Origin of the sequence: Pseudomonas sp. PDM19, assembly GCF_014852215.1 — a bacterium.
In the GTDB taxonomy this organism is placed as follows: Bacteria; Pseudomonadota; Gammaproteobacteria; order Pseudomonadales; family Pseudomonadaceae; genus Pseudomonas.
Map to the genome: position 1 here is coordinate 246,208 of NZ_JACVBG010000001.1, position 19,729 is coordinate 265,936.

Genomic DNA, 19,729 nt, shown 5'->3' on the forward strand with positions numbered 1-19,729 from the left:
CGCCTCAGGTTCGTGCGCCTACGGAGAATTCATGAAGATCGACTGCGATTTCGACAGCGGCAACATCCAGGTCATTGACGACAGCGATCCGCGCCACGTGCGCCTGGCGCTGCGCCCGGACAGCAAAAGCCCGCACTTCCAGTGGTTCCACTTCAAGGCCGAAGGCCTCGAACCCGGCCAGCAGTACCAGTTCAGCCTGACCAACACCCCCGGCTCCAGCTACATCGGCGGCTGGCCGGGCTACAACGCCGTGGCGTCGTTCGATCAGCGCGAGTGGTTCCGCGTGCCGAGTACCTACGACTCCAATGGCCTGCACTTCAGCCTCGATGCCGAGCAGCCCCAGGCCTGGTTCGCCTACTTCGAGCCCTACAGCCGCGAACGCCACGCCGAACTGGTGAAACGCGCCCAGGCCAGTGGCGCCGAACTGCTCGCCACTGGCCATAGCCTCGAAGGCCGCGAGCTGCCCCTGCTGCGCATCGGCAAGGGCGCGGCGGGTGCGCGCAAGATCTGGCTGATCGCCCAGCAGCACCCCGGCGAGCACATGGCTGAGTGGTTCATGGAAGGCCTGATCGACCGCCTGCAATCCGGCGACGCTGACATCCAGCGCCTGCTGGAGCGCGCCGACTTCTACCTGGTGCCGAACATGAACCCGGACGGCGCCTTCCACGGCCACCTGCGCACCAACGCTGCCGGCAAGGACCTCAACCGCGCCTGGGCCGCGCCCAGCGCCGAGGAAAGCCCGGAAGTGCTGTTCGTCCAGCAGCAGATGGCCAAATACGGCGTGGACCTGTTCCTCGATGTGCACGGCGACGAGGAAATCCCCTTCGTGTTCGCCGCCGGCTGCGAGGGCAACCCGGAGTTCACGCCGCGCCTGGATCGCCTGGAAAGCCTGTTCCGCGAGCGCCTGGAAGCCAACGGCGAATTCCAGAGCGTGCACGGCTACCCGAAGGACGCTCCCGGCCAGGCCAACCTGACCCTGGCCTGCAACCACGTCGGCCGCACCTATGACTGCCTGTCGCTGACCCTGGAGATGCCGTTCAAGGACCACAACTTGTCGCCCAATGCCCGCACCGGGTGGAGCGGCGCGCGTTCGAAGGCGCTGGCGGGGGCGGTGCTGGTGACGGTGGCGAGCCTGATCGACGAATTGCGGTGATCGATTGAGCGCCTTCAGGCGCTGATTGCGGGCATGGCCCGCTCCTGCACCGGCGTTCCGTGTAGAAGCGGGCCATGCCCGCGACGCTTTTCTGCACAATGCCTACGCTTCGCTCGCCTGACCGTTTGGTCAATCCGTCCCGCCTGGCTGTTGAATCTTCGTACCCGCGTGCTAGTCCAATTAATGAGGCATCAGCACGCAGGAGGTGCGTATGACTCGACATCGCAAGCTGTTGACCCCGCAGGTCATCGAAGACCTGCAGGAACGCATGGACGCCCTGGAAGAACTGGACTTCAGAGAGCGCCGGGAAGTGCGCAAGAACCGCTCGGGCGAACACAGGCCCCGCACTTTCGCTGGCGCGGCCTGAGCAAGCGGGCCCCAGGCCCGGCCTCACTGGCGCTTGCGCCAGCCAAGGAGACACGGCAGGGTCGATTCGGCATCGCGCCGGACCGGCCTTGCGTGACGCTTGACCCCACTCATTCACTTCGTCGGACAGTATTCGGTATCCCGACACTGCCGCGCGCCCTTCCTTCAGCTCATTCCGGCAGCAGAGCGGCATTCCAGAGCGGCCCGCTTCTGTAATGTCACGCATACCTGATAGCAGTTGTCTTACAAAATTCAGACTGAAAACTTGAACTGCTTCACATAAAATCGGGGATACCGTTAGCGCATTTCGCTCTACCCGCAGCAGTCAGAAGTAGCCCCATGGAAAACCACAGCACCCCCCTGGGTCCGGTTCCCGCTCATCTGGTCCGTGAAGCCGTGGCCAAGAAGACAGGCCTGGGCTGGGTGGTCGAGTTCAACGTCGCCACCTGGCTCAACCTGGCCGTGCGCGATGACACCGCCATCGCCCTCAAGATCAGCTACCTGGACGGCGAAAAGCCCCGGGAAGTGCTGGTCGACAAGGGCAATATCTTCGGCGCCCAGCGCATCCTGCTGTGCGGCATCGCCCGCCTGGGAGTGAACCAGAAGCTGGAGGCCATGAGCCTGTCGCTGGAGACCCGTGCGCCGATCCAGTCACTGCTGGTCGAGGAACTCTTCGTCCAGGCCGTCGAGCGCCAGAGCGAAAAGAAGAACGGCACCCGCCGCTCGCGCTGACCACCCGGGGCGAGGGGCGCCGATTGTTCGCCCGAGCGCTGCAATCGCCGGGCATTCCTGTCGTGCATGAAGCCACTTCGGGCTTGCGATCCGCTGGCCTGAGCGGGGAACATCGCCTGGCCTCACTCGTGCACCAGGAAGCCCCATGCCCCTCGATATCGACCAGCTCAAGCTCTACACCGCCCACCGTGGCATCGCCATTCCCATGCTCGACTTCCTGCAGTTCCGCCATGCCCCGGCGGAAGATGGAAACGGGCCGGGCCGCCTGGTCATACGCGTCGAACCGCAGCATGTGAATGGCTGGGCCAACGCCCATGGCGGCCTGATCATGACCCTGCTCGATGTCGCCATGGCCCTGAGTGCCAGTGATGCCGACGAAGCCTATCGCGGCGTGGTGACCGTGGAGATGAAGACTAGCTTCCTGCGCCCCGGCGGCGAAGTCGGCGAAGTACTCGAAGCCCACGGCAAGGTCCAGCACCACACCCGCTCCATCGCCTTCTGCGAGGGCGAGCTGCGCAACAGCCAGGGCGTGGTCGTCGCGACCGCATCCGGCACCTTCAAGTACGTCAACAAGCCCCGCCCGCTGGCTGACGCCTGACTTTTCCCCGCTCGTTGGCGGCCGTGAACGGGTATTCGCGGCCGTTTCCCTGCGCTGATATCGCCTCGACATCAGCTCCGTCCGGCGGCTCGCCCGCCTCATCAAGACCTTCCTGATTTATCGGGTGTCCTATCGAAGAACGCTCTAGCACGGGCTTTGTAAGAAATATCTTTCACTGCCTGTAATGAATTCGTCATAAAGCGTGATTACATTTTTCTGTCATGAAAGTGTCACTCGATGTGACTGAGCCAGTGACGGCACAAGGCAACCCACCATGCTGCTCGATGACAAGAACTTCCCACGACGCGTCCAGCGCGACCTGCTGGATGACCGCGACGAAGAGCTCGAACTCGAACTGTTCGACGAACTCTACGACTTCGAAGGGCTGCGCGAAGGCAGCCTGCAGACCCACGAGGAACGCCTGGCGCGCCAGCGTTACTTCCACACCCTGTTCAGCCTGCAGGCCGAGCTGGTCAAGCTGCAGAACTGGGTGGTGAAGACCGGCCACAAGGTGGTCATCCTCTTCGAAGGTCGCGACGCCGCCGGCAAGGGCGGGGTGATCAAGCGCATCACCCAGCGCCTCAATCCGCGCGTGTGCCGGGTCGCCGCGCTGCCCGCGCCGAACGATCGCGAACGCACCCAGTGGTACTTCCAGCGCTACGTCTCGCACCTGCCGGCGGCGGGGGAGATCGTCCTGTTCGACCGCAGCTGGTACAACCGCGCCGGCGTCGAGCGGGTGATGGGCTTCTGTACCGACGCCCAGTACGAGGAATTCTTCCGCAGCGTGCCCGAGTTCGAGCGCATGCTCGTGCGCTCCGGCGTGCAGGTGCTCAAGTACTGGTTCTCGATCTCCGACGAGGAACAGCACTACCGCTTCCTCAGCCGCATTCACGACCCGCTCAAGCAGTGGAAGCTCAGCCCGATGGACCTGGAATCGCGCCGCCGCTGGGAGTCCTACACCAAGGCCAAGGAAGTGATGCTCGAACGCACCCACATCCCTGAAGCGCCTTGGTGGATCGTGCAGGCCGACGACAAGAAGCGCGCGCGGCTCAACTGCATCAGCCACCTGTTGAGCCAGATTCCCTACCAGGAAGTACAACAGCCCGCCGTCGACCTGCCCGAGCGGCAGCGCCACGAAGGCTATCGCCGGCATCCTACGCCGCAGGAACTGCAGGTGCCGGAAGTCTACTGACGCTGCACCGGTTGACTTCGGGCAGCTTTTGCAGGATGGCGGGGAGCGCAGCGATACCCATGCTGTCCGGCGCACCAACAGCATGGGTATCGCCCAGGCTCCACCCATCCTACGGTTGCCCCGGCTGCGTAGCAGGAGCGGACCCGCTCCCGAAGCGATCCCCTTACTTGGCCAGACTGCGCACCGAGCAACTGCCATCCGCAATGGCTTCGCAGAGGAAGTAGGGTATCCATTCCTCCCAGTGCCCCCTGGCCACCGGCGATTCGTAACGACACAGCAGCGTGCCCTCGGTATCGAACAACCCCCAGGGCTGCAACTCACCGTCCTTCAGCTTGCTCTGCACCTTGATGCCCTGGTAGCTGGCATTGCTGCCCACATGGAACGACTCCGTCTGCCAGCGCACCGGCTCATGCGGCGGGAAGGGCTGCGCCTCGAGGAAGCCGAACAGATCGTCATGGCTCAACAGGCTCTGGCGGATGGTCGGCCACAGGCTGCGGCGCAGGAAGTACTGGTCGGCAAAGCGCTGGTGCGCTTTCTCTTCCTTCAGGTACTGGGCGATCAGCTCGCGGATGCCCGGCAGGTTCGGGTTGTGGCAGCCGGCCCACATGCCCGCCAGCAGCAATTCGGTGTGGCTGAAGTAATCGCGCATGTGGTGATACCAGCAGCCGCTCTGCAGCCAGGCCTCCACCGCCGCGCGGTCGCGCTCGGAGAGCAGCGAGTCGGCGTCGCGCACCTGGAAGCGCGAGACCTCGCGGTCCTCCATCACCAGGAAGCGCCACATGGTCGCGGGGATGGCGCTGCGAGTCGCTTCGTCAACCAGCACGACCTGCGCGCCAGACTCCTTCAATCGGGTCAGCACTGCCTGCGGCACCGAGTCATCCACGTAGAAGCGGCAGCGCCATTGCGGGAACAGCTCGTGCGCGGCCTCCACGTTCTTCAGCGCGCTCTCGCAATAGCGCGGGCGGGCGCCGAACAGCGAAAAGACGATCAGGTTGTGCTCGGGGTTGCTCCCGTCGAAAGCCGGTGGCGGCGCGTCGGGCAGCGGGTGGGCGGGGAACTGGCTGTACTTGCGGTCCGCCACGCTCAGCGACAGGTTGCCGTAGCGGCGCACCAGGTCCTCGCGTTTCAGCCAGCCGCAGGCCTCGGTCAGCCCGTCCAGCGCCGTGCCCGGCATATTCTCCTCGCCCAGTTTGTTCAGCAGTTTCAGGTAGGTCTTGTAGGCCTGTTCGTAGTCCTGGGTCCGCATCAGGCACAGGGCATAATCCGCCAGCAGCGTGGGATGGGTCGGCGCGATCTTCAGCGCCTCGCGCGCCGTATCGCGGCCCAGTCGGTAATTCCCCTTGGCCAGCGCCGCCCGAAAAGTGGCGGCCAGCTTGTTCAACTTCTTCTCGGCGGCAGACATGCAGGATTCTCCAGGGCACGACGACGGCGGAAAGTGCTGCACGGGATGAGCAGCTTGCGCGCGTCGATGACATGAAGCGCAAGGCTAGGGAGCCGAGGGAATGAGCTCTATCGGAAAATTCCTGCACGTAGCGGCGATAATTACGAAGTCTCTCGTGGCCAACTTCGGCGGCTGATGCATGACTGGTGCGTTCCTGCCAAGAGCTGAAGCACTGGCCTGTGATCTGATGTAGACGGTCTGTCCGCCGCGTCGCAAAGGGACAGCATGATGGTTAACCAAGGGTTGGTGGAATGAAGTCAGACTTGTCGATGCTCCTGTGGGGCGCACCGCTGGTGATGCTGCTCGGTGGCTACCTGCTGATCCGCTGCATCGGCGGGCTGCGCCGGGTGATCGCCCCTGACATCTGCTACCGCTGGGCCGACCCCGCCCGCGCGGAAGTAGTGGCGCTGCCGCGACCGGGGCGCTACGTGGTCAACATCGTCTTCCCGCCCTTCACCGTCGTCACCGGTACCGCGCACTTCAACGCCGATTTCGCCATCACCGCCTGCGCCAGCGGCAATCCCGTGCCCTACGAGGCGTACAGCCACTTCAACGTCTTCACCGTGCGCCGCAGCGACATGGGCGGCAACTCCAGCAATCCCCTGGGCGAATTCCACTGCAACGAACCCGGCGACTACCGGATCACCTGCATGACCCCGCACCACATCCGTCCCGGCTTCCCGCTGGAAGTGACGCCCTACGTCTCGCCGATCGGTGTCGTCCCGCTGATCCTCGGCACACTGCTCGCGTCCTTCATGACCATCGGCGGGCTGATCATGACCCTCCTCAAGCTGGGCGGGGAGCTCTGACGGGACCCTCTTGGCTAACCCTGTAGGAGCGGGCCATGCCCGCGATCGCGCGCATGGCGCGCTCCTGCAGGTGATTCGGCGGACGCCGATGTATTTTAGCTAACATCTTAGCTAAGCTGGACTCGTCGCCAACCTGTCCCCGGAGGGGCGCAGCCATGCAAACACCTGACGTCCACAACATCCATGACGCCAAGTCCAACCTGTCCAAGCTTGTCGATCAGGCGGCGAAAGGGGAGGTGGTGATCATTGGCAAGGCAGGCAAGCCCGTCGCCAAGCTGGTATCGCTGACCTATGGAGAGGGGCAGCGCAAACCCTTCATCGGTAGCCTGAAAGGCCGTCTGTCCGATGAATTCGATGCCCTGGATGACGAGATCGCCCAGCTTTATCTCGAGGAGCCGTCTGATTGATATTGCTGGATACCCACATCCTGATCTGGGCCGCCACGGATGACCCACGGCTGACTCCCAAAGCCCGCCAGATGATCGAGAGTGCGCTGGACAATGGCCAGCCTGTGCATTTCAGCGCCATCAGCCTGGCGGAAGTCGCCATCAAGGCCAGCCTTGCGAAAAAGTCGCTGGGCGTGGAGCCCGATGATCTGCGCCGAGCGTCCCTTGAGGGTGGTCTGCGCGAACTGCCCTTCGTCGGCGCTCATGCAGTTGCACTGCGCGCGCTGCCGCTGCATGAGGACCACAAGGACCCGCACGATCGCATGCTGGTAGCCCAGGCACAGGTCGAGGGGCTGCAACTAGTGACGGCGGACGCCAAGCTGGAGCGTTACGGCTCTGCCGTTCTCTATCTGAAAAGCCGGTAAGTACCTGTAGGAGCGGGCCACGCCCGCGATCGCGCGCTCCTACAGAGAGCGTCGCAGCTTCGGTCAGACGATGCCCTACGTCCGCAACCGCTTCGCCCAACCGCGCCATCCGCTGCGCCCGGCAATCGGCGAACGCCCGCCGAGCACGCGCGGCAGATCGCCGAAGCGCACCCACAGATCATCCTGCCAATCCAGCACCCGCAGGCAGTGCCGTTCGAATTGCAGCTGCACATGGCGTGGTCCCGCGGCGTTGAACTGGCTGCGCACCTGCGGCACCACCGTGCCGCTGATCCAGCGCCGCAGCGCGCCATAGTCCGGCACGTTGAACGTCACCAGCGCCTGGTACACGGCGGATTCGCTCAGCAGCACGTAATCGAGTTCGAGGCCGTCCTCGGTCAGCAGCCGCTCCTGGCGAATCTGGTCGTCGGCCATGCGCATGGCCAGGCGTTCTTCGTGCGTGTAACCCGTCACGCGGCAGAAGTCGGCGAGGATGAACCAGACCTGATCGTCGATCAGCAGCGCGCGCAGGGTGCGGCGATTACGGAGGAAAGGGAGTGGGATTGGCAGGGAAGAATCGTCCATTTCAGTCGCATCTCTACTACGAGCTGACCACCTACGGACGATGTTGGATCAGCAGCCATACGAACCAACACGCCGCGTTCCGGTGGACGGCCCAAATGGTTGGGCCGCCGATACAGATCGGCGATTGTCTCTAGGGTTTCGGGCTGCTAATCCCGGCCCCGTCTTTTTCACGGGGCGGGTGGACGATAGAAGAATCAAGTTGTCTCGGACAACAGAGGTGGCGGGGACAGTTCGCTTCGGAGGCGGAACTGCACTCTCTGTCTCAGTATTGCAGTCAATGTTGTAGCCATTTCGTTCGCGAAAGCAGTGGAGACTTGCTCAAGCCGCTCATTCAGTTCGCTCGCTCGGCCCTGAGTTGTTCGATGTTACGCGACTTGCCGCCGTTGCTCTTGTAGTCACTCCAGTACTCTTTCATGTCCTCCTGGCACTGAACGATCTGCTCGCCTGCGTGACGCAGGTTCAGCTTGTTCACAAAGCCGGAAGTGGCGCCCACCTTCTTTTCGTAGGCGATGGTTTCGCGCGCTTCTTTTATGCGCAGATCGCAATCAAGAATCAGGTCGGCGGAGATACCGCGCTGTGCTTCGGGGGACGCGGCGTACTGCCGAGCTTCGGCGTCCTTCGCGGCGAAATCGCGGGCGGCCAGTTGCTCAGGCGTGGGGTTGTCGTTGGCGTCTTTCAGGTATTGCACGGAGATCGGGTCGTCGATCGGTTTGCTGTACACCTGGGCGCGGATGACTTTCCAGAACGTGCTGCCGAAGCGAGTTTCCTTTTGCTTCGGTGCCTGGCTGGTGACCTGGTAGCTGGCGGCGGCGAGGTAGGGAATGCCGTTGGCCGTGGTGCGCGTCGTCAGCTGGAGTACAGCGCTGACGGTCACTCCAGCGGCCCACTCGTCCTGCGACAGGTTCTCGGTGACCTTGATCCACTGCGCCTCACCACCGATTGGGTTGCCGTCGAGGGTGCAGGCGACGCCGAGGCGGGGCAGGTCGCTATCGCATTTATGCCGCACTTCATCCAGCGGAGCCATCACCAGGTACTCCTGGGCGGCATGCGCGCTGGCGATAGGGAGTAGCACGGCAGTAGTCAAGGTTAGGAGGGAGGTGCGTAGGAGGCTGTTCATGCGCGGTCCTTGGTCATTCGATAGACGCGCAATTAGGCGGTGCGTCTGCGGGTTCTTTCAGCCGAAATGCCTTTCGCGGTGACAGTTTGGGCAAAGCGCAATGGCGTTCTCCACCGTGTCCTCACCGTTCTGGGCGAGCGGTATTCGGTGGTGTACCTCCAGATACGGCGAGCTGTCGGATTTGCGCTTGAAGGGGGCTGGCTCCTTGCAGCCCTCACACTTCCCTTCTGCACGTAGCAATACCTCGGCGACCACATCGGGGTTGCGGTTAAACACCACTGCGCGGACCGTTTTCTTGCTCGGTATCTTTGGGGCTTTTGCCAGGCGGGTCCGTCGCTGCTCGCTTGAGTCTTGAAGCGCTTTCTGCACGGATTGCAGGAAGTCGACTTGGACGAGTGCCGCTTCGTTCAGCGAGCTGTCCCGGTACTCCGCGTACATAACCAGGGCGCGGCGATACATGTCCTTTCCGCGCGTGTTGAGCGGCAGGATTTCCTCAGTTGGATCGAACTTCTGGCAAATGTCGGCGAATGCCGCGCTGGACTTGATATCGCCCAGCGCAAAGTCACCATTGTCGAGGTGCATTGCCAAAACTTTTAGGCGCCCGTCGATGGCGCCGGTGTAGTGCTTGATGGTCTTCTGGCTCTTGCCTTGGGCGATCAGCCAATCGTGAAACATCATCTACCGCTAGCTCTCTTGCCGCTGAATATCAGGTGCTACCGCTTTGCGAATGGGTTGGGTCATTCCCCACCCACCCCATTGCGCTCATGCCGATAAACACTCACCGCCTCGTAAACCGCCTTGCGCAGCCGGTTGATGCCGCCAATCGGGCGGTGTTCGGGCAGGGCGTGCCAGGGGTTGTAGGAGAGGTTGTCGCAGGCGAGGTTCTGTTCGCGGCTGTCGAAGTCCTGGGGCGGGATGCTGACGGTGGCGACGGTCTGGAAGGGGGAGTCCTTCTCGCTCCATTCGACGCTGACGTCTTCGATGGGCATGTACTTGCTCGGGTCCTGTTTCTGCACTTGCAGGGCGAAGCAGGCGGGGATGCGGTCGACCGAGAGTTGCTGGTACATGGCAGTGCGCAGGAAGTTGGGCAGCTTCTCGTTGAGCTTGGGTAGCTGGTAGGCCGGGCAGCCTTCGCTCAGCGGGATGACGCGGTATTTGATGTTGTTGGCGTCGCCGAGCTTGTAGGGGGCGATGCCGTTGTAGCCGGCCTGCAGGGGGCTGTCCGGGGCGGGGGCGAGGGTCTGCAGGGCGATGACCAGGTGGCGGATTTCCCAGGTGCTGGGCTTCCAGCTGGGGAAGAAGGCGGCGACCTTCTGGCCGCTCGCTTGCGCGGCGAAGTTCTGCCGGTATTCGGCGACGTCGCGGACGAAGAACACCGGGTGGTTGAACATGACGAAGTCCTGCTCGGTGTCGTGGCCCTTGCCGGGCATCAGCTTGGCGCCGGGCACGTCGAGTAGCTTGATGGCCATGCCGCGGGCGTCGCGGGCGCTGTCGAACTGCGGGTAGGCGTTGCCGTTGGAGAAACGGACCATGGCCGCCCATTTGTGCCCCGGTTCGGCGAACACGCCCTGGCGCAGGCCGGGGGCGAGGTCGCTGGCGACCGTGACTTCGGCCTTCACGCAGCCGTGGGCCTTGGCGTGGGCGTCGCGCAGGACGCGGGTGTTGTCGCGGTGCTGTTCGACGATGCGCACGGCGTCTTCGATGATGGCCTGGGTGAGCTGGGCTTCGCCCGGTGGGATTTGTTCCTGGGCGGAGACCGGGCCGGAGAATTTCCACGCGTAGTAGAGGCTGCCGATGCCCCAGCCGAGCAGGCCGATGGCGGCGACGGCGAGCAGCAGACGGCCGAGCCATTTGCCGAGGAAGAGCCAGATTCGGGTGAGCAGGGAGCGCATGGCACGGGGTCCTTTGGTGTTCTTTTTATGGAGGGGATTCCAGGAGCTTCCCTCTCCCTGACCCTCTCTCTGGGGAGAGGGGACTGCTTGGCGGATCGGTGTTGCGGGAGGGGAATGGTGCTGGGCGTTTCCCTCTCCCTAGCCCTCTCCCTGAAGGGAGAGGGAACTGGTTCGGCGACTCGGTGGGACTTCAGAGTGGGGGCTGGCCCTCACCCCAGCCCTGGCTACGCGCCCCGCTCCGGAGGGAGAGGGGGCGGATCGGTGTTTCGGTGGTGGCTGGGAGTTGCCATTCACATGTAGGAGCGAGCTTGCTCGCGAACCCGGCCAGCGCCGGAGCTGCCGGGGAGTCTGTTCGCGAGCAATGACCAGGCGTCCCCCTCGGTCCTACGAAAAGCGTGTCGTCACTCGCACTTCGGCCCCGGCGTCCACGGTGGGGTGGGGACGTTCGGGTCGAGCTTGCTTTCGTAGTCGGGGTTGCCCAGCACCTTCAGGTATTCCACCAGCGCCCAGCGTTCTTCTGGCGACAGGGCGCGGCCGATGGCGCCGTCCTTGCGGCAGCCGTCGCGGAATTCGTGGCCGCCGTTGCTGTTGCCGGTGACGCTGGTCTTGTAGAGGAAGCCGCCGGGGAAGCGCTCGGTGCGGTATCCGGCGTATTTCGGGTCGTACTCGAAGCTACCGACCCAGAACTGGCTGTCGCGCTCGGCCACCGGGGAGAGCATCTGGAACAGGTTGGGCACCGAGCCGTTGTGCAGGAAGGGCGGGGTGGCCCAGATGCCATCCAGCGGGCGGGCCTTGTAGGCGCGCAGTTCGCGGACGCCGATGGGCAGGCCGTAGCCGTTCATTTCCTGCTGCTGCAGCGGGCTGATGTGGGCGTCGCGGTAGGCGCGCTGCTCGACGAAGGCGGTGACGTAGGCCAGGCCCTTGGCGGCGGAGATCTTCGACAGGTCCAGCGGCGCGTCGGATTTGGGCACGAGGACCACGTTCATGTTCTGCAGCTCATCGAGCTTGAGCTTCAGCGGGCGCACGTCGAAGGTGTGGTCGGCGATGTTGTCGGCGGTGGTCGGGTCGGTGCCGATCTCGCTGGTGGGGACCATCTTCATGCGCCACTCGGGCACGCGGGCCGGGGCGATGTAGTCCTTGGCGCCTGGCTCCTTGACGTGCGGGCCGTGGCAGTAGACGCAGTTGGCCTGGAACAGGGCGCGGCCCTGGGAGGCCTTCTTCAGGTCGATCTCGCCGAACACGTCCTTCGGCCAGGCCGGCGGCTTGAGCTGCTTGAGGGTCTCTTCCAGGGTGTAGAGATCGCGCAGGCGCACGCTGGAGGCGTAGCGCTCATCGCCCATCACCGGTTTGCCGTCGCTCTCGAACATGCGCAGGGTGGCGCCGACGCCGAGGGCTTCGCCGATGTTGCGTGCCATGGGCTGCATGGCCGAGCCGTTCCACTGCACCCAGTCGAACTTCCAGATGTCCCATACCTGTGGGTAGTTCACCGGGGCGTTGGCGACGCGGTAGTTGGAGGCGTCGATGCCGTCGCCGAACACGCTGTTGGCGATGCGGCCGAAGGCGTCGGCGCGGCCGGGGCCTTCCAAGGTTGGGTAGAGGCCGCGGTGGGTGTCGTTCCAGGCGGTGGAGACGAGGGTGCCGAGCACGTTGCGCACGTCGCGCTTGAGCGCGGCCTTGCCCTTGGGATAGCGGTCGCCCAGCACGCCCTTGGCGAAGCGGTCGAACTTCCACGGCACGTAGTAGGTGGAGGCAAGACTGGCGCCCAGCGCCTGGCCGAACGCGCCGCCGCGCAGGGTAGGCACGGTGGAGGCGATGGAGTGCATGGCTGCGCCGCCGTCGATGCGCACAGCGGTGCCTTTGTAGCGCAGCTCGCCGGTGTGGCAGGCGGAGCAGGTGATGTCGAGGTACCAGGCGCCGGACTCGCCGTCCTGGTGGCGGGCGAAGCCGACCGGCAGGTTGCCGGGGTTCCTGGAGGTGGCCGCCAGGGTGTCGTCGGCGTCGCGACCGATCTGCTCGGGCTCGATGAGGAAGCCGAAGCGCGCGAGGTTTTCGGGGCTGGCGAACTTGTCCCTGGAGAAGGGCTGCTCGAGGTGGGTGAACCAGTCGTAGCGCAGGCCTTTCACCTGGGTGCCCTGGGGCGTGTAGTAGTAGGTTTCGCGGTCTGCCGGGCTCCACTGGTCGAGGTGGATCATCTTCTCCGGCCTGGAATACTCGGGGAGATTGGGATGCGCGGTGTACCAGGCGATGACGCCCCCGATGAGCAAAAGCAGCAGCAGGACTGCAAGTAGGACGCGGCCGATAATGCGCATCGAAACTTCCTTGTTATGTGTGCGAAAAAGAATCGGACGTTTATGCCAAGTACGCGGCGGCTTGGCAAGGTGATGCCGTACGGAATTCAGGGTTTTTATGGCGGGATACGGGACTGGGGCGGGGTGTTTCTGGCCTTGTTCGAAGAGCGACAGCATGGGTAATTGCTGCGCTCCACCCATCCTGCGGAAAGCTCCAAGGTGGGCAGGTGGCACGTCGCAGGATGGTGTGGAGCGAAGCGATACCCATCGCCCTTCAGGTGAATGCCTAGGACGCGGGGCGCAGCTCCAGCAGCAGGCTCAGGCAGATCGCCGCGCCGATCAGCACACCGACCACGCTGGCGATGATCAGCGGCCAGCGCAGGCCGGGGCTGTCGGCCTCGTCATCGGGAATGCGCGCGTGGATGGCGGGCCAGAGTTCGTCCGGTGGTGGCAGTTCTGGCCAGGGTTCGTCGCTGGCTGGTGGGGAAGGGTGGTCGGCGAGCTGGTAGAGCAGGGCGATCATCCAGTCCAGCGCGGCGATGCGCGTGGGGTGATAGCGATCGGCGTCTGTCCAGACGTGGAGGAAGGTGTCGACCAGCAGGGCGTCGGCTTCTGTCTGATCGGTCTTCAGCTTCAGCGCCAGTGGGTAGAGGCGCGAGGCCGTGCTGCGGTACAGTGTGGCAAAGGCGCGCGCGTCACCGTCGCCGCTTTCGGCGAGCAGGTAGCTGAGGAAGTTCGCTTCATCCGGGTCGATGACGGCCTCCGGCGGTGTCGCGGCGAGCGGTGTGGCTGGAGTAGTAAGGATAGTAGCGGGCTGCTTGTAGGAGCGAGCAAGCTCGCTCCTACAGAATCGTAGGGCGAATAACCTGGAACAGGTTATCCGCCGGCTCTTGAATGGCGGATAACGCTGGCGCGTTATGCGCCCTACGGGGCTGGAGAAATGCCGTCAGACCACTTTCTCGAACGGCAGGCCGACGTAGTTTTCCGCGATGGTCGTGCGGCCAGCTTCGGAGCCGAGGAAGTAGTCCAGTTCGGTCTCCAGCATGCGCCGGGTGAAGGCGTCGCTGTCGGGGAACTGGTGCAGCATCGAGGTCATCCACCAGGAGAAGCGTTCGGCCTTCCAGATGCGCCGCAGGGCGATGGGCGAATACTGTTCCAGCAGGTCGACGCGGCCCTCGCCGTAGACCTTCACGAGGATGCGGTGCAGCGCGTCGACGTCGCTGGCGGCGAGGTTCAGGCCCTTGGCGCCGGTGGGCGGGACGATGTGGCCGGCGTCGCCGACGAGGAACAGCCGGCCGTATTGCAGCGGCTCCACCACGAAGCTGCGCAGCGGGGCGATGCTCTTTTCCAGCGACGGGCCGGTGACCAGCTGGCGTGCGGCGTCCTCGGGAATGCGGCGCTTGAGTTCTTCCCAGAAGCGTTCGTCGGACCAGTCTTCCACCTTCTCTTCCAGCCCCACCTGCAGGTAGTAGCGGCTGCGGGTAGCGCTGCGCTGGCTGCACAGGCTGAAGCCGCGCTCGCTGCTGGCGTAGATGAGTTCGTGGTTGACCGGCGGGGTGTCGCTGAGCAGGCCGAGCCAGCCGAACGGGTAGACGCGCTCGAAGACGCTCAGGCGCTCGGCGGGAATGCTGCGCCGGGCCACGCCGTGGAAGCCGTCGCAGCCGGCGATGTAGTCGCAGTCCAGGCGCACGTGTTCGCCCTGGTGAGTGAAAGTGACGTAGGGCTTTTCGCTGGTTACGTCATGCAGCGCCACGTCGGCCGCTTCATACACGCTCATCGCGCCGCTGGCTGCGCGGGCCTGCATCAGGTCGCGGGTGACTTCGGTCTGGCCGTAGACCATCACCTGCTTGCCGCCGGTGAGGGCCTTGAGGTCGATGCGCTCGCGGCGGCCATTGAGGACCAGTACGAAGCCGTCGTGGAGCAGGCCTTCGGCGTCCATCCGCGCGCTGGCGCCGGCTTCGCGCAGCAGGTCGGCGGTGCCTTGTTCCAGTACGCCGGCGCGGATGCGGCCGAGCACGTAGTCAGGCGTCTGGCGTTCGAGGATCACGGTGTCGATGCCAGCCTTGTGCAGCAGCTGGCCAAGCAGGAGGCCGGCAGGACCGGCACCGATGATGGCGACTTGAGTCTTCATGGGGTGGCTCCTTGGAGAGCGCTGTTGTTTTTGTCTCCTGCATTTTTTGTGGATGAGATCGGCCTTTGAAGGTAATTTCCAACAGTCTTCTTGGATTTTTCATGGATGTGGGCGGTGATCGAACAACGCGCTGACACGCCGGTCCCGGTGTTCCGCCTGTATGGCGAGACGACGGTGTGGCCGACGCCGGACCTGATCCACTGCGAATCCATCGCCTCGCGCAGCCGCCTGCATGACTGGGAAATCCGCCCGCACCGGCATGGCGATCTGGTGCAGTTGCTGTATGTGCAGTCCGGCGCGGCGGAGCTGGAAGTGGAAGGGCGGGTGACGCCAGTCCGCGAGGCTTCGCTGCAGGTCACGCCGGCGCTGGCTGTGCACGGCTTCCGCTTTGCCGAGGACGTGCAGGGCTGGGTGCTGAGCATGGGCCTGCCGCTGGCCGAGCAGCTCGGCGGCCTGCTGCAGAGCCCGGTACTGGAGCAGCCGGCGTGCTTCACGGTGGGCGAGGGCAAGCGCCAGCTGGATGCGCTGTTCGAGTCCATCGACCGTGAGTACGCCCAGCAGGCGCCGGGCCGCGACCTGATGCTGCAGTCGCTGCTCAACATGCTGCTGGTCTGGCTCAGCCGCCGGGCGCTGGAGCAGGCTCGCGCGCAGGCGAGCCAGCAGGATCGCGGCGTCGAGCATGTGCATGCGTTCTCCCGCCTGCTCGAGCAGGACTTCCGTTTACACCGGCCCATCGAGCATTACGCGGCGGCGCTGGGGATCAGCGCCGCGCACCTCAATGCGCTGTGCCGGCGACTGGCCGGGCAGTCGGCGTTGCAGATGATCCACCAGCGCCTGCTGCTGGAGGCCAAGCGCAACCTGGTGTACACAGCCATGACCATCCAGCAGGTGTCGGACAGCCTGGGCTTCTCCGAACCCGCCTACTTCTCCCGATTCTTCAAGCGCTACGCCGGGGTCTCGCCCCGCGCGTTCCGCGAGCCGCGTTGAGCCGCCATGAATATCGATTCGCGTATCAAGTTCCGTCACCTGGTGTGTTTCCTCGAAGTGGCCCGGCAGGGCAGCCTGGCTCGGGCGGCGGACGCCCTGGCGGTGAGCCAGCCGGCCATCTCGAAGACGCTCAAGGAGCTGGAGGACCTGCTCGAGGCCAGCCTGTTCGAGCGCGGCAAGAGCGGCGCCAGCCTGACCGAGGCCGGCGTGGCCTTCCTGCGCTACGCCGGCCCTTGCGTGCAGGCGTTGCGCGACGGGGTGAACAGCCTGCGCGGCGGCGAGTACGCCTCCAGCACCGTGCGCCTTGGCGTGCTCTCCACCGTGGAAAGCCTGCTGATGCCGGAGACGGTGCGGCGCCTGCACGAGCGCCACCCGGCGCTGGTGGTCAGCGTGGTGACCGGGCCGAGCGCGCACCTGCTCTCGCAACTGCACGTGGGCGAGCTGGACCTGGTGGTCGGCCGCATGACCGAAAGCCCGCAGATCCAGGGTCTTGCCTTCGAACACCTGTACAGCGAATCCATGACCCTGGTGGCCCGCGCCGGGCACCCGCTGCTGGGTCGCCCGCTGCCGCCCTCGGCGCTGGACGACTGGCCGCTGGTGCTGCCGCTGGCCGGCACCACCATCCGCAAGTCCGCCGACAGCCTGCTGGTGCAGAGCGGCCTCGGCCAGCCGCGTCGTCGACTGGAGACCCTGTCCACGGTACTCAGCCGCCGTTATGTATTGACCAGCGACGCACTGTGGATCGCCCCGCTGGATTCGGTGCGCCTGGACCTGCGTTCCGGCGAGATGGTCGAACTGCCTCTGGATGTACAGGAACCGGGCGGTTCAGTAGGGGTTTGCAGCAACTCGACGCTGCCGCTTTCGCTCGGCGCGCACTGGTGCCTGGAGGTGCTGCGCGAGGTCGGCGAAGCGTACCGTGAGGGTGCTTATCCATAACTGAATGGTTATGGATGGTGGGCATCTTTTCAGTTTTCGGCGTCGGGCTTGCGGGCGACACTCCGTCGCACTGCCTGATGCAACAGGCTCCTATAAATCCAACAAGAGGAGACCGACATGTCCGACGCGGAGAACAGCCGCTTCGTCATTCGTGACCGAAACTGGCACCCTAAAGCCCTCACCCCCGACTACAAGACCTCCATCGCCCGTTCCCCGCGCCAGGCGCTGGTGAGCATTCCGCAATCGGTCTCCGAAACCAGCGGCCCGGATTTCTCGCACCTGAAGATGGGCGATCACGACAACGACCTGCTGCTCAACTTCAACAACGGTGGCCTGCCCATCGGCGAGCGCATCATCGTTTCCGGCCGGGTCATGGACCAGTACGGCAAGCCCGTGCCGCACACCCTGGTGGAGATGTGGCAGGCCAACGCCGGCGGCCGCTACCGGCACAAGAACGACCGCTACCTGGCGCCGCTGGACCCGAACTTCGGCGGTGTCGGCCGTGCGCTGACCGACAGCGAAGGGCGCTACGTCTTCCGCACCATCAAGCCCGGCCCGTACCCGTGGCGCAACGGCCCGAACGACTGGCGCCCGGCGCACATCCACTTCTCCATCAGCGGCCCGTCGATCTCCACGCGGCTGATTACCCAGCTGTACTTCGAGGGTGACCCGCTGATCCCGATGTGCCCCATCGTCAAGTCCATCGCCAACCCGGACGCGGTGGAGTCGCTGATCGCCAAGCTCGACATGAGCAACGCCAATCCCATGGATTGCCTGGCCTACCGCTTCGACATCGTGCTGCGCGGCCAACGCAAGACCCATTTCGAGAACCAGTGAGGAGGACCGACCATGCCTATCGAACTGCTGCCGGAAACCCCCTCGCAGACCGCCGGCCCGTACGTACACATCGGCCTGGCGCTTTCCGCCGCCGGCAACCCGGCCCGTGACCAGGAAATCTGGAGCGAGATGGTCAAGCCTGGCGCGCCCGGCGAACACATCCTGCTGATCGGCCATGTGTACGACGGCAACGGCCATCTGATCCGCGACTCCTTCCTGGAGCTGTGGCAGGCGAATCACGAAGGTGTGTATGACGCTGCCTACGATCAGGAGAAGCCCTTCAATGGCTTCGGACGCACGGCAACGACCTTCGATGCCGGCGAGTGGCAGGTGCAGACCATCAAGCCCGGAGTGGTGAAAAACGCCGCCGGTGTGCCCATGGCGCCGCACATCAACCTGTCGCTGTTTGCCCGTGGCATCAACATCCACCTGCAGACCCGCCTGTACTTCGAGGACGAGGCGCAGGCGAACGCGGTGGACCCGGTGCTGAATCTGATCGAGCAGCCCGAACGTCGGCAAACCCTCATCGCAAAGCGTTGCGAGGTGGACGGGAAGCTCGCTTACCGGTTTGATATCCGCGTCCAGGGAAATGCGGAAACGGTGTTCTTTGACTTCTGATACACGACTACAGGAAACATCCGCCGAACCGGTCGCCGACCGTGTCCGGCGGCACTTCGCCGCCGCGCTCGATGAGCGCGGCTACCGGGCGGACGATGCGCAGATGGCGGCGGTGGACCACCTCGCCAGCTGGCTCGACGACTTCCTCGCCGGCCGTCACGGCTTCCTGCGCAAACCTGTCGCCGGCGTATACCTCTGGGGCGGGGTGGGGCGCGGCAAGAGCTTCGTCATGGACCAGTTCTTCGCTGCCGCGCCGACCCAGGCCAAGCGCCGCGTGCACTTCCATGCCTTCCTGCAGGAACTGCAGGTGCGCATGCTGGCGATCACCGGGCAGTCCGACCCGCTGGTGCGCGTCGCCCGCGCCATCGCTGAAGAAACCCGGTTGCTGTGCTTCGACGAATTCCACGTGCACGACATCGGCGACGCCATGCTCCTGGGGCGGATGCTGAAGGTATTGGTGGACGAGGGCGTAGGCCTGGTCTGTACGTCCAACTACGAGCCGGAAAATCTCTGTCCGAACCCGCTGTACCGCGAGCGCTTCCGCCCGGCCATCGAGCTGATCGAAAAGCGCTTCGACGTGATTTCGGTGGATGCCGGCCAGGACTACCGCGAGCACAGTACGTCGCTGGAGGAGTGGGGCACTTATCTTTGGCCGGCGACGACGGATGATATCGAGTTGATTGATTCGCGCTTGGGGTTGGCGGACGAGGCGCACTTCAATGAAACGCTCAGCGTCAACCACCACCCGCTGAAGGTGCATGCCCACGACGATCATTGTGCGTGGATGGATTTCAGCGAGATGTTCGAACGTCCGCGCTCGGCCAGCGACTACCTGTGGCTGATCGAGCATTACCCGCGCATGGCGGTGAGCGGTCTCGGTCCGCTGGCGGACTACCCGCCGGACGTGAGCATGCGCTTCCTCAACTTCATCGACATCGCCTATGACCGGCAGCTGAAGCTGCAGCTGTTCGCCACGGTGCCGCTGGAGGAGCTGGCGGCGGGTGGGGCGGCGCTGGACTTCTCGCGCACGCTGAGCCGGTTGCGGCAGTTGAAGCTGGAACCGCTGTAGGCCTCAGGGGTGCCATTGGGGGGCGGATTCACCTTGTAGGAGCGGGCCGCTTTTTAGAAAGGCGATGTGGGCGCGATCGCGCGCATGGCGCGCTCCTACAGGTTTAGTGCCAGCGGGAACCATCGGAGACAGAGTTCGCTTCTGCGCGCGCTCTCAAGCTCTGTTCGATA

At 64.5% G+C, this 19,729-nt stretch carries 21 protein-coding genes; 13 read left to right on the plus strand and 8 right to left on the minus strand.

From position 1 onward, the window contains the following. Positions 1-31 precede the first annotated feature (31 nt). The 5 genes from IB273_RS01105 to ppk2 all read left to right on the plus strand — a co-directional run bounded on the left by IB273_RS01105 (position 32) and on the right by ppk2 (position 4,041). Positions 32-1,153: a M14-type cytosolic carboxypeptidase gene (locus IB273_RS01105; protein WP_081516569.1), complete on the plus strand. Its 1,122-nt coding sequence runs from the start codon at positions 32-34 to the stop codon at positions 1,151-1,153. A gap of 211 nt (positions 1,154-1,364) precedes the next feature. After that, positions 1,365-1,520 (plus strand): hypothetical protein, encoded by a 156-nt coding sequence (locus tag IB273_RS01110; protein WP_167523163.1) that lies wholly within the window; start codon positions 1,365-1,367, stop codon positions 1,518-1,520. A gap of 338 nt (positions 1,521-1,858) precedes the next feature. Continuing rightward, positions 1,859-2,251, plus strand: coding sequence for a hypothetical protein (locus IB273_RS01115; protein WP_192222980.1), 393 nt, complete (start codon positions 1,859-1,861; stop codon positions 2,249-2,251). A gap of 145 nt (positions 2,252-2,396) precedes the next feature. Further along, positions 2,397-2,849, plus strand: coding sequence for a PaaI family thioesterase (locus tag IB273_RS01120; RefSeq protein WP_138216286.1), 453 nt, complete (start codon positions 2,397-2,399; stop codon positions 2,847-2,849). A 274-nt stretch (positions 2,850-3,123) separates the two neighbouring features. Continuing rightward, complete coding sequence (gene ppk2, locus IB273_RS01125; protein ID WP_081516572.1) at positions 3,124-4,041, plus strand: polyphosphate kinase 2; 918 nt, start codon at positions 3,124-3,126, stop codon at positions 4,039-4,041. Positions 4,042-4,204: 163 nt separating this feature from the next. On the opposite strand, the gene IB273_RS01130 is transcribed toward ppk2, so the two are convergent. Continuing rightward, entirely contained in the window at positions 4,205-5,443 is a 1,239-nt protein-coding gene (locus IB273_RS01130; RefSeq protein ID WP_192222981.1) for a tetratricopeptide repeat protein, read from the minus strand. Positions 5,444-5,733: 290 nt separating this feature from the next. Here IB273_RS01130 and IB273_RS01135 point away from each other — a divergent pair, with 290 nt between their 5' ends. From IB273_RS01135 to IB273_RS01145, 3 genes are all read left to right on the plus strand, one after another. After that, entirely contained in the window at positions 5,734-6,291 is a 558-nt protein-coding gene (locus tag IB273_RS01135; protein ID WP_192222982.1) for a hypothetical protein, read from the plus strand. Positions 6,292-6,446: 155 nt separating this feature from the next. Beyond that, complete coding sequence (locus tag IB273_RS01140; RefSeq protein ID WP_192222983.1) at positions 6,447-6,698, plus strand: type II toxin-antitoxin system Phd/YefM family antitoxin; 252 nt, start codon at positions 6,447-6,449, stop codon at positions 6,696-6,698. Beyond that, positions 6,695-7,102 (plus strand): type II toxin-antitoxin system VapC family toxin, encoded by a 408-nt coding sequence (locus tag IB273_RS01145; RefSeq protein WP_151186592.1) that lies wholly within the window; start codon positions 6,695-6,697, stop codon positions 7,100-7,102. The genes IB273_RS01140 and IB273_RS01145 overlap by 4 nt, the downstream gene beginning before the upstream one ends. Before the next feature lie 75 nt (positions 7,103-7,177). On the opposite strand, the gene IB273_RS01150 is transcribed toward IB273_RS01145, so the two are convergent. From IB273_RS01150 to pobA, 7 genes are all read right to left on the minus strand, one after another. Then, complete coding sequence (locus IB273_RS01150; protein WP_081516577.1) at positions 7,178-7,684, minus strand: Bro-N domain-containing protein; 507 nt, start codon at positions 7,682-7,684, stop codon at positions 7,178-7,180. A 331-nt stretch (positions 7,685-8,015) separates the two neighbouring features. Continuing rightward, the gene (locus tag IB273_RS01155) at positions 8,016-8,801 is read right to left on the minus strand and encodes a hypothetical protein (RefSeq protein ID WP_192222984.1); all 786 of its coding nucleotides are present in this window, start codon (positions 8,799-8,801) and stop codon (positions 8,016-8,018) included. 57 nt (positions 8,802-8,858) lie between these two features. Continuing rightward, positions 8,859-9,479, minus strand: coding sequence for an HNH endonuclease (locus IB273_RS01160; RefSeq protein ID WP_192222985.1), 621 nt, complete (start codon positions 9,477-9,479; stop codon positions 8,859-8,861). Between the two features lie 59 nt (positions 9,480-9,538). Next, on the minus strand, positions 9,539-10,693 hold the full coding sequence (locus tag IB273_RS01165; protein WP_192222986.1) for a catalase family protein: 1,155 nt from the start codon (positions 10,691-10,693) through the stop codon (positions 9,539-9,541). Positions 10,694-11,094: 401 nt separating this feature from the next. Then, positions 11,095-13,002 carry a di-heme-cytochrome C peroxidase gene (locus tag IB273_RS01170; RefSeq protein WP_192222987.1) on the minus strand — a complete coding sequence of 636 codons (1,908 nt, stop codon included), beginning with the start codon at positions 13,000-13,002 and terminating at the stop codon, positions 11,095-11,097. 265 nt (positions 13,003-13,267) lie between these two features. Then, complete coding sequence (locus IB273_RS01175) at positions 13,268-13,504, minus strand: hypothetical protein (RefSeq protein WP_192222988.1); 237 nt, start codon at positions 13,502-13,504, stop codon at positions 13,268-13,270. A 423-nt stretch (positions 13,505-13,927) separates the two neighbouring features. Then, positions 13,928-15,112, minus strand: coding sequence for a 4-hydroxybenzoate 3-monooxygenase (gene pobA / locus IB273_RS01180; protein ID WP_192222989.1), 1,185 nt, complete (start codon positions 15,110-15,112; stop codon positions 13,928-13,930). A gap of 117 nt (positions 15,113-15,229) precedes the next feature. Between pobA and IB273_RS01185 the strand changes: the two genes are divergently transcribed. The 5 genes from IB273_RS01185 to zapE all read left to right on the plus strand — a co-directional run bounded on the left by IB273_RS01185 (position 15,230) and on the right by zapE (position 19,559). Continuing rightward, complete coding sequence (locus IB273_RS01185; protein WP_192223785.1) at positions 15,230-16,099, plus strand: helix-turn-helix domain-containing protein; 870 nt, start codon at positions 15,230-15,232, stop codon at positions 16,097-16,099. Between the two features lie 6 nt (positions 16,100-16,105). Then, positions 16,106-17,035, plus strand: a complete 930-nt coding sequence (gene pcaQ / locus IB273_RS01190; protein ID WP_192222990.1) for a pca operon transcription factor PcaQ — start codon at positions 16,106-16,108, stop codon at positions 17,033-17,035. Between the two features lie 117 nt (positions 17,036-17,152). Next, positions 17,153-17,872, plus strand: coding sequence for a protocatechuate 3,4-dioxygenase subunit beta (pcaH, locus tag IB273_RS01195; RefSeq protein ID WP_192222991.1), 720 nt, complete (start codon positions 17,153-17,155; stop codon positions 17,870-17,872). A 12-nt stretch (positions 17,873-17,884) separates the two neighbouring features. After that, positions 17,885-18,490 (plus strand): protocatechuate 3,4-dioxygenase subunit alpha, encoded by a 606-nt coding sequence (gene pcaG, locus IB273_RS01200; RefSeq protein ID WP_192222992.1) that lies wholly within the window; start codon positions 17,885-17,887, stop codon positions 18,488-18,490. Beyond that, on the plus strand, positions 18,480-19,559 hold the full coding sequence (zapE, locus tag IB273_RS01205; RefSeq protein ID WP_192222993.1) for a cell division protein ZapE: 1,080 nt from the start codon (positions 18,480-18,482) through the stop codon (positions 19,557-19,559). Before pcaG ends, zapE begins: the two co-directional genes overlap by 11 nt. The last annotated feature ends 170 nt before the right edge of the window (positions 19,560-19,729 follow it).